Annotated in this window: 8 protein-coding genes; all 8 read right to left on the reverse strand. The window is 67.6% G+C overall.

Going from position 1 to position 8,509, the window contains the following annotated elements:
• A partial coding sequence (locus tag G6016_RS08265) for a hypothetical protein (RefSeq protein WP_206682294.1) occupies nucleotides 1–962 on the reverse strand: 962 nt, incomplete at its 3' end.
• A 218-nt stretch (nucleotides 963–1,180) separates the two neighbouring features.
• On the reverse strand, nucleotides 1,181–1,846 hold the full coding sequence (locus G6016_RS08270; protein ID WP_182632188.1) for a DUF3558 family protein: 666 nt from the start codon (nucleotides 1,844–1,846) through the stop codon (nucleotides 1,181–1,183).
• 96 nt (nucleotides 1,847–1,942) lie between these two features.
• The gene (locus G6016_RS17230) at nucleotides 1,943–2,281 is read right to left on the reverse strand and encodes a hypothetical protein (protein WP_241729969.1); all 339 of its coding nucleotides are present in this window, start codon (nucleotides 2,279–2,281) and stop codon (nucleotides 1,943–1,945) included.
• Between the two features lie 678 nt (nucleotides 2,282–2,959).
• Complete coding sequence (locus G6016_RS08280; protein WP_182632190.1) at nucleotides 2,960–4,747, reverse strand: ATP-binding protein; 1,788 nt, start codon at nucleotides 4,745–4,747, stop codon at nucleotides 2,960–2,962.
• A gap of 198 nt (nucleotides 4,748–4,945) precedes the next feature.
• Complete coding sequence (locus G6016_RS08285) at nucleotides 4,946–5,698, reverse strand: Maf family protein (protein ID WP_182632191.1); 753 nt, start codon at nucleotides 5,696–5,698, stop codon at nucleotides 4,946–4,948.
• 70 nt (nucleotides 5,699–5,768) lie between these two features.
• Nucleotides 5,769–6,170, reverse strand: a complete 402-nt coding sequence (locus tag G6016_RS08290) for a cupin domain-containing protein (protein WP_182632192.1) — start codon at nucleotides 6,168–6,170, stop codon at nucleotides 5,769–5,771.
• Nucleotides 6,171–6,318: 148 nt separating this feature from the next.
• Nucleotides 6,319–6,594 (reverse strand): acyl-CoA carboxylase subunit epsilon, encoded by a 276-nt coding sequence (locus tag G6016_RS08295; RefSeq protein WP_182632193.1) that lies wholly within the window; start codon nucleotides 6,592–6,594, stop codon nucleotides 6,319–6,321.
• On the reverse strand, nucleotides 6,591–8,240 hold the full coding sequence (locus G6016_RS08300; RefSeq protein WP_182632194.1) for an acyl-CoA carboxylase subunit beta: 1,650 nt from the start codon (nucleotides 8,238–8,240) through the stop codon (nucleotides 6,591–6,593). The genes G6016_RS08295 and G6016_RS08300 overlap by 4 nt, the downstream gene beginning before the upstream one ends.
• Nucleotides 8,241–8,509 lie beyond the last annotated feature (269 nt).

Raw genomic sequence — 8,509 nt, forward strand, 5'->3', positions numbered from 1 at the left:
GTGGTCGCGTCGGTGGCGATGGGCGACGCCGATGCGGTCGCTCCTCCCGCGCCGACTCCCGCAGCTGTGGCTCCGACCCCGCCCGGGCCGGCGCCCAGGTCGGCGGTCGCGCCGGAGTAGGCCGCGAGTGCGGCCGAGTTCGGTGTGGCTGCGGGGGAAGTGGTCGGGATGCCGTCGGTGTTCCAGACTCGGACCATATCGATTCCCGCGGGTCCGCCCAGGCCGGCGCCGGACACGACGCGGTGGGCTGCGGTGAAGTCCAGGTCGTCGAGGTTGGCGTCCATCACGGCGGGGCTGTAGGTGGTGTTGACGATCGCCCGGGCCTGCTCTTCCGCTGCGCGGGCTTCGGCTTCCGCGAGGGCCGCGCCGACGCCCGCGCCCGCGTCACCAATGCCTGGTCCCTGCTCGAACGACCTCATCTCGGCTTGCGACTTGGCCAGCGCACCCTGGTGGGCGTACTCGGCGATGTTGGTCTGGGTGGTGGCCAGTCCGTCGTGGGCGCGGGATGCCTTGTCGGCGACCTGCTTGAGTTCGTCGGACAGGCTGTGGGCCGACTCGACGAGCGCGCGGGTGGAGGCCTGCGCGTTCACCGCGAACTCGCCCTGCCAGCCGTGCCCCAGTACGGCGTCGAGTTCGCCCTGGAGTGTGTGCGCTGCATTGCTGAGTCCGTCGGCGACCGTGGCGGCTTTGGTCTGGATGTCCATGTACTGCTGGGGCTGTAGGGCCTCGGCGCAGCTGGCGATGCGTTCCAGCGGCGACGACGACACGTCCTCCGGCCCGACCCTGCCGTACCCGCCCATCACGCACTTCTCATCGGTGTTGATCAGGTCGGAGGCGCTGCCGTGAATCAGGCCCACGCTCTGCAGCCCGGCCGGCTCGGCGGCTGCTTTCGACAGCGCGGCGGCGACGGCCTCATCTTGCGCGCTAATCAGCCCGCCAGCGGCAGCGAATAGCAGGCCCATTGCTTTTGCTTGGTCGATGTATCCATCGAGAAGTGTTTGTAAGTCTTCGCCGGCGAAGAGGCTATATACGGTTCCCAATTGCTGAGCAGTCGGGAATGATCCGGCATCAGCCATCTGCTCAGCCAGTGTGTCGGCGCGGGTATAAGTGGCGATTGTGAGTGCGAAGTTTTCGCATGCCTTTGAACACGCATCTGCGGAACCAGGCGCAAGCACAACACTCATTGGAAATCGCCTTTCGGGATGTAAGCCACAATCGGGAGGCTTATTTGCTCAAAGACTTGGCAGGCATTCTGTACTCGCTGGCTATTGAATTCGTTCAATAAGCCGTTCAAGTTGATCTGAATCCAAGTAGTGCCTCGTTCGGTAAAGAACAGTTGCAGGCATGACTCTTCGGGATCACCGATCGCATCGAGAAGTCTCATACCTTCACGGCCTGCGAGCTCTTGCTGAGGATTGGCGACGTCGAATGAGCGATCAGCGAGATACTCTTCTCGTGTCTTCCACGTCGAAAGTACGGAGAGGTCTGCGTCCTCGGACCGCCATCCGCAGGACATAAGTTCGCCTGGTTTGTGGCTCGTGTACTCCGGAACTGGCGTCACGGGTCCACCGAGCCCTTGCTCTATGGCTTCAACTGGAATCTCGGCGCACGGGTCGAACAGCGCGGGCCGCTGCTCAAGAGGCAGGTCCCAGGGACTGTCCGACTGCTCGGCGACGGAAGTCGTCGGTGTTGTCGTCGTCGTATCATCACCGTCCGCCGTCCCACACCCGGACAGCACGACACCCACCGCGGCCAGCGCGGCGCCTATGGCTCTTCGTTTCCCCACACCAGGTACGACGGGCCGGTCGGGAAGGCGGTTCCACGTGTTCCAGGTTTTTCCGGGCATGGGTGAATTCTGCAGGTCAGACGGGGCATCGTGGGGAAGGTCCTCCGGTGAAGTCCGTCGCCGTATGATCGCAGACTATTTCCTATGCCCGGCGAGTCACTGCTCCCAGCGTGCCTCGACTTCCGGAGCCACGGGGATCTGGTGGACGATTCGCTCGGTGACCGGCAGGTCGTGGATCGCGGTGATCGCATCCCACTTGTAGGCCCCACACTCGCCGGTCGGTAACTCTGGGGCACGCATCCCCATGTTCGAGTCGTCGACCAGCCAGACGATCGGTGGTGCCCTCTGATCCACGGTGCAGGTCTGCTGATCTCGGGGTTCAGACGGAAGCGCGTAGCCAGCGAGGACCGCCTCCAGATTGCCGGTGCGATGCTCCTCGACCCAGGTCACGGTGTGGTTGACGACGCCAGCGTCCCAATCTCCGTCACAGGTCACTACGCGAGTCGGCTCGAACCCGGCTGGGATCGGCATCGGGTCGGGTGCGTTCGGTGTGCTCTGCGGTAGTTGGGAGAAGCTGAGCAGATTGGCGGCCAGGCAGGTCGGTTCGGTCAGGCCCGGCACGGTTTCCTGCGGTTCTGGCGATGCTGATGGCCCTGGCGAAGGCGATGGCTCGGTGCCGGAGCCCGTATCGCTGCAGCCTGACAGCAATGCGATCGCAGCCACTCCCACGAGGACTTTGAATGAGTCCATGCCTCGAACTCTACGGTGTGTTCGTCGGGGAGACACTCGTGTTGCCGGGCAACGATTTGCCCATCGGATCTCAAGTTGCGTACGCGATCACGATCGACACATGGGGCCCCGTAGGCAAGTCGGCATCGGATAGGCAGGACGAAAGCTGATGGGCAAGTCGGATTCCGATAGGCAAGTCAGATCCTGATGGACAGGTTCCGTCGGTTGCCCCAGCGAATACCGTTGCCCAAGGCAGCCCCAAGGCAGCCCCAAGGCAGCCCCAGGGCCCCCAGCGGCCAGAAGCCCAAAGCCCCAAGCCCGAAATACGCGAGAGGCGCGACCGGCTCAGAGCCAGTCGCGCCTCACGCACGTCAGTGAATCGGCAGATCACGAGATCCAGCAGATCACGAGATCACCGGATCCCGAGATCAGCAGATCACACGATTACTTGATCTCGCAGAGCACCGCACCCTGGGTCACGGCGGCGCCGGCGTCCACGGCGAGGTCGGTGATGACGCCGTCCTTGTGCGCGGTGACCGGGTTCTCCATCTTCATGGCCTCGAGCACGGCAACGAGGTCGCCGGACTTGACCTCCTGGCCCTCCTCGACGGCCACCTTGACGACGGTTCCCTGCATGGGCGCCGACACGGCATCGCCGGAAGCAGCGGCACCGGCAGCGCCACCGCGGGTGCGGGCCTTGGCCTTGCGGCGGACGGTGCCGCCGTTGTGCGAGCCACCGAAGGCGAGGTCGCCGGGCAGCGAGACCTCGACGCGACGGCCGTCCACCTCGACGACGACCTTCTTGCGCTCGACGGGCTCGTCGTCGTCAGCCGGGGCACCGGTGGCGGTCCAGGGCTCGATCGGGTTGTCCCACTCCTCCTCGATCCACTTGGTGTAGACGTCGAAGCCGTTGTCGTCGCCGACGAACGCCGGGTTGGTGACGATGTGCGAGTGGAACGGGATGACCGTGGCCATGCCCTCGACCTTGTACTCGGCCAGGGCGCGGGCGGAGCGGGCGAGCGCCTGGTCGCGGTCCTCGCCCCACACGATCAGCTTGGCGAGCATGGAGTCGAACTGGCCACCGATGGTGTCGCCCTCCTCGACGCCGGAGTCCATGCGGACGCCGGGGCCGTTGGGCTCCTTGTAGGTGGTGATGGTGCCGGGGGCGGGCAGGAAGCCGCGGCCGGCGTCCTCGCCGTTGATGCGGAACTCGAAGGCGTGGCCCTGCGGCTTGGGGTCCTCGGTGAACTCGAGCACCTCGCCCTCGGCGATCTTGAACTGCTGCAGCACGAGGTCGACCTTGGCGGTCTCCTCGGTGACGGGGTGCTCAACCTGGAGACGGGTGTTGACCTCGAGGAACGAGATGGTGTCGCCCTGGACCATGTACTCGACGGTGCCGGCGCCGTAGTAGCCGGCCTCCTTGCAGATCCGCTTGGCGGACTCGTGGATGCGGCTGCGCTGGTCGTCGGTGAGGAACGGCGCGGGGGCCTCCTCGACGAGCTTCTGGAAGCGGCGCTGCAGGGTGCAGTCACGGGTGCCGGCGACGATCACGTTGCCGTGCTGGTCGGCGAGGACCTGCGCCTCGACGTGGCGGGCCTTGTCGAGGTACTGCTCGACGAAGCACTCGCCGCGACCGAACGCGGCCACGGCCTCACGGGTGGCCGACTCGAAGAGCTCGGCGACCTCCTCCATCTTGTGCGCGACCTTCATGCCGCGTCCGCCGCCACCGAAGGCGGCCTTGATGGCGATCGGCAGGCCGTACTTCTCGGCGAAGGCGACGACCTCGTCGGCGTCCTTGACCGGGTCCTTGGTGCCGGCGGCCATGGGGGCCTCGGCGCGCTCGGCGATGTGGCGGGCGGTCACCTTGTCGCCCAGGTCGCGGATGGCCTGCGGCGGAGGCCCGATCCAGATCAGGCCGGCGTCGATGACGGCCTGCGCGAAGTCGGCGTTCTCCGACAGGAAGCCGTAGCCGGGGTGGATGGCGTCGGCGCCGGACTTGGCGGCGGCGTCGAGGATCTTGTCGAAGACGAGGTAGGACTCGGCGGACGTGGTGCCGCCGAGGGCGAATGCCTCATCCGCCAGCTTGACGAACAGGGCGTCGGCGTCGGGCTCGGCGTACACGGCAACGCTGGCCAGGCCGGCATCCTTCGCCGCGCGGATCACGCGGACGGCGATCTCGCCGCGGTTGGCGACGAGGACCTTCGTGATATGAGAGCTGGCATGACTGGGCACTCAGGGCCTCCTGGTGATGGACGTCTGAAACGTCGGTGTCCCCGTTGGGCCCACCGATATCTTTCGCAGTCTAATGAGAGGCCTCCCTCATGTGTGTCGTTGGGGTCGGCGGGTGAGGGCGCGGGGGGAGGGGCCACGAACCTGTTATCGCCCTGACCTGCGAGGGCGTGTGAGGCGGGTCATGGCGCACCGATTTTTCTAGGCGCGAAGTTCTGGGCGCCACAACTGGTAGGCGTGCATCCCGGCGTCATGAAGCAGCCGCCGCAGCAGGGGAAGACTGAGGCCGATCACGCTCGAGGGATCGCCGTCGATGCGGTCGATGAACCAGCCGCCGAGCGATTCGATGGTGAACGCCCCGGCGCATTCGAGCGGCTCGCCGGTGCGGAGGTACACGTCCAGGTCCTCGTCCGAGGGGTAGCCGAAATGGACGGTCGTGTCGGAGGTGTCCGCTCCGGAATATTTGACGACGACGACGTCGTCGTCCTCCCCTCCCGACACCCCGGCATCAGCTCCACTGCTGTTTGTGGCGGTTGAGGGGCGGACCGGGTCCTCGGCGGGGAGATCGGCGACCAGCATGGCGTGGCCTGTCAGCAGAACTCCGTGGCGGCCGCGCATTTTCTGCCAGCGTTCCATGGCTCGTTCGTAGGTGTGCGGCTTGCCCTCGAGTTGGCCGTCGACCAGGAGCATCGAGTCGCAGCCCACCACGATGAGCGTGTTCGCCCCGGCGGCGCGGGCCTCGGCGGCGAGCTGCGCGCCCTCCCGGTCGAGTACGTCCTGCGCTTTCGCGCGGGCCAGCTCCTCGACGACCCGCACGTGCGGGGTGCCCGCCGGCAGCGCCGCCTGGACCGCGTCCTCGTCGACGCGGGAGGGCCGGACGATGGGGTCGACGCCGGCCTGTTCGAGGATCCGCAGTCGGGACGGGGAGGCGGAGGCCAGCACGAAGGAGATCATGGGCTCAGGGTAGCGAGCGGCTCCGACATGCGGCAGGGGGTCAGCACCGCGCGGGCCTCACTCCCGCGCCTCACTCCCGTGGCAGCAGCATGGTGACGGTCAGCGTGGTGGGCTCGAGCGCGCGCACCCAGTGCCGCAGCTGGGGCGTCAGGTGCAGGATCTCGCCGGGCCCCAGCTGAATCGTGCGGTCGGGCAGGCCGAAGTCGACGCTGCCGCGCAGGATCTGGATGAGCACGGGGTGGAACGCGGCGTGGTCGGGCAGCTCCTGGCCTTCGCCGAACTCGAACGCGACGATCTTCGTGGTCTCGTCCTCGTGCACGATCGACGCACCCGGGCGCTTCTCCCTGGGCTCCACCCGGCCGATGACGTCGGTGTGGTGCGAGGCGACACCCTCGTCGGTGCCGGCTCTGCGGCCGTGCTCGCGGTCCTCGTTGGCGGGGTCGCGGGGGGTGGTGGTGTCCGGCGTGCTCATCGCTGCTCCTCGGGGAACGGGTGACCCTCCAGCCTACGTCCGGCCCGACCAGCCCGGCCCAACAGCGACGACCCCGGCTCCCTGAGGCGGGAGTCCGGGGTCGTCGGGGGCGTCGGTGTCGCTGACGCGGCCAGTGCGACCAGTGCGGTCAGTACTGGCGGCGGTTCAGGAACGAGCTCGGGTTGTAGCCGAACGGCGGGCGGAGGCGGTCCTCGTAGGAGCCCCAGTCGTTCTTGATGCCGGTGTCGTGCTCACCGGCGTGGGCGGCGTTGCCCTCGGCGGTCGCGAAGACCGCGGCGAGGATGCCCACCTCGACCGCCGAGGGGTTGCCCCCGACGACCTCGAAGAACGGCCTCGCCGGCTTTCCGGCTTTGTCGTCGACGGATTCGCTGGCCTGGGCGCTGTCCTGTGCTCCGAGGCTCATAGCGGAATGTTCCCGTGCTTCTTGGCGGGCACCTCGACGACCTTGCGGTCGAGCAGGCGCAGCGCCTGGGCCACCTGGAGGCGGGTGTGCGACGGCGGGATGACCGCGTCGACGTACCCGCGCTCGGCGGCGACGTACGGGTTGACGAGGGTGTCCTCGTACTCGGCCTGCAGCTTCAGGCGCAGTGCGTCGACGTCCTCACCGTTGGCCGCGGCCTCCTTGAGTTGCGGGCGGTAGACGAACCCGACGGCACCGGAGGCGCCCATGACGGCGATCTCGGCGGTGGGCCACGCGAGGTTGATGTCGGCACCCATGTGCTTGGAGCCCATGACGTCGTACGCGCCGCCGTAGGCCTTGCGGGTGATGACGGTGACCTTGCCGACCGTCGCCTCGCCGTAGGCGTAGAGCAGCTTCGCGCCGCGGCGGATGATGCCGTTGAACTCCTGGTCGGTGCCCGGCAGGAAGCCCGGGACGTCGACGAGGGTGATGATCGGGACGTTGAAGGCGTCGCAGGTGCGGACGAACCGCGCGGCCTTCTCGGAGGCCTTGATGTCGAGGCAGCCCGCGAACTGGGTGGGCTGGTTGGCGACGATGCCGACGCTCCGGCCCTCGACGCGGCCGAAGCCGACGACGATGTTCATCGCGTACTGGGCCTGGACCTCGAGGAACTCGGCGTCGTCGACGATGTGCTCGATGACCGAATGCATGTCGTACGGGCTGTTCGAGGAGTCCGGGATGATCGTGTCGAGCTCGAGGTCCTCGGGGGTGAGGTTGTCCTCGATGGCGCCCTCGGCGACCGGGTACGGGAAGCGCGGGGCCTCGGCCCGGTTGTTGCTCGGCAGGTAGGAGAGCAGGTCCTTGACGTAGTCGAGGGCATCCTGCTCGTCGGCGCCGGTGTAGTGGGAGACGCCGGACTTGGTCATGTGGGTGTTGGCGCCGCCCAGTTCCTCCTGGGTGACCTCCTCACCGGTGACCGTCTTGATGACGTCGGGGCCGGTGACGAACATCTGCGAGGTCTTGTCGACCATCACGGTGAAGTCGGTCAGGGCGGGGGAGTAGACGTGGCCACCGGCGGACGGGCCCATGATCAGGGAGATCTGGGGGATGACGCCGGAGGACAGGACGTTGCGGTGGAAGATCTCGCCGTACAGGCCGAGCGAGACGACGCCCTCCTGGATGCGGGCGCCGGCACCGTGGTTGATGCCGATCATCGGGCGGCCGGTCTTGAGCGCCAGGTCCATGACCTTGACGATCTTCTCGCCGTAGACCTCGCCGAGCGAGCCGCCGAAGACGGTGGCGTCCTGGGAGAAGATGCAGACGGCGCGACCGTCGATGGTGCCGTAGCCGGTGATGACGCCATCGCCCAGCGGGCGGCGCTCGGCGAGGCCGAACGTGGTGGCGCGGTGGCGGGCCAGCGCGTCGATCTCCACGAAGGAGCCGTCGTCGAGAAGATTCTCGATCCGCTCGCGGGCCGTCATCAGGCCCTTGTCGTGGGTCCTGTCGATCGCGGCCTGTCCCATCGGGGCACGGGCCTCGTCGAGGCGGCGCCGCAGCTCGGACAGCTTCCCGGCGGTGGTGTGGATGTCGGGGGTCGCGGCGTCCGTGGGGACGTCGGCGCTCACGTCCGGTTCTGAGGCAGTCGTCATGTTGCAAGACTCTAACGAGTCGACCCGCTCCGTGGCGACGTGACCCGGCATACATCCCCCGACGGTGGTCCCCGCACCCGCCGCGCAGGGTCGCCGGAAACGCTGCCAGAAGGCCCGCCGAGCAGGGCGTCGCGGCGCGATGTCGTAGCGGCGACCTACCCTGGTGAGCGTGCACGCAGACGCCGCAACCGTGACCCCGCCCGGGCTGGACGCCGCCGCGCTCCGCCATGCCCTGGTGGGGGCTGCAGGGGCTGCGGGGTCCGCCGGCG

It is taken from the genome of Dietzia aerolata, from assembly GCF_014144865.1.
Classification (GTDB): Bacteria; Actinomycetota; Actinomycetes; order Mycobacteriales; family Mycobacteriaceae; genus Dietzia; species Dietzia aerolata.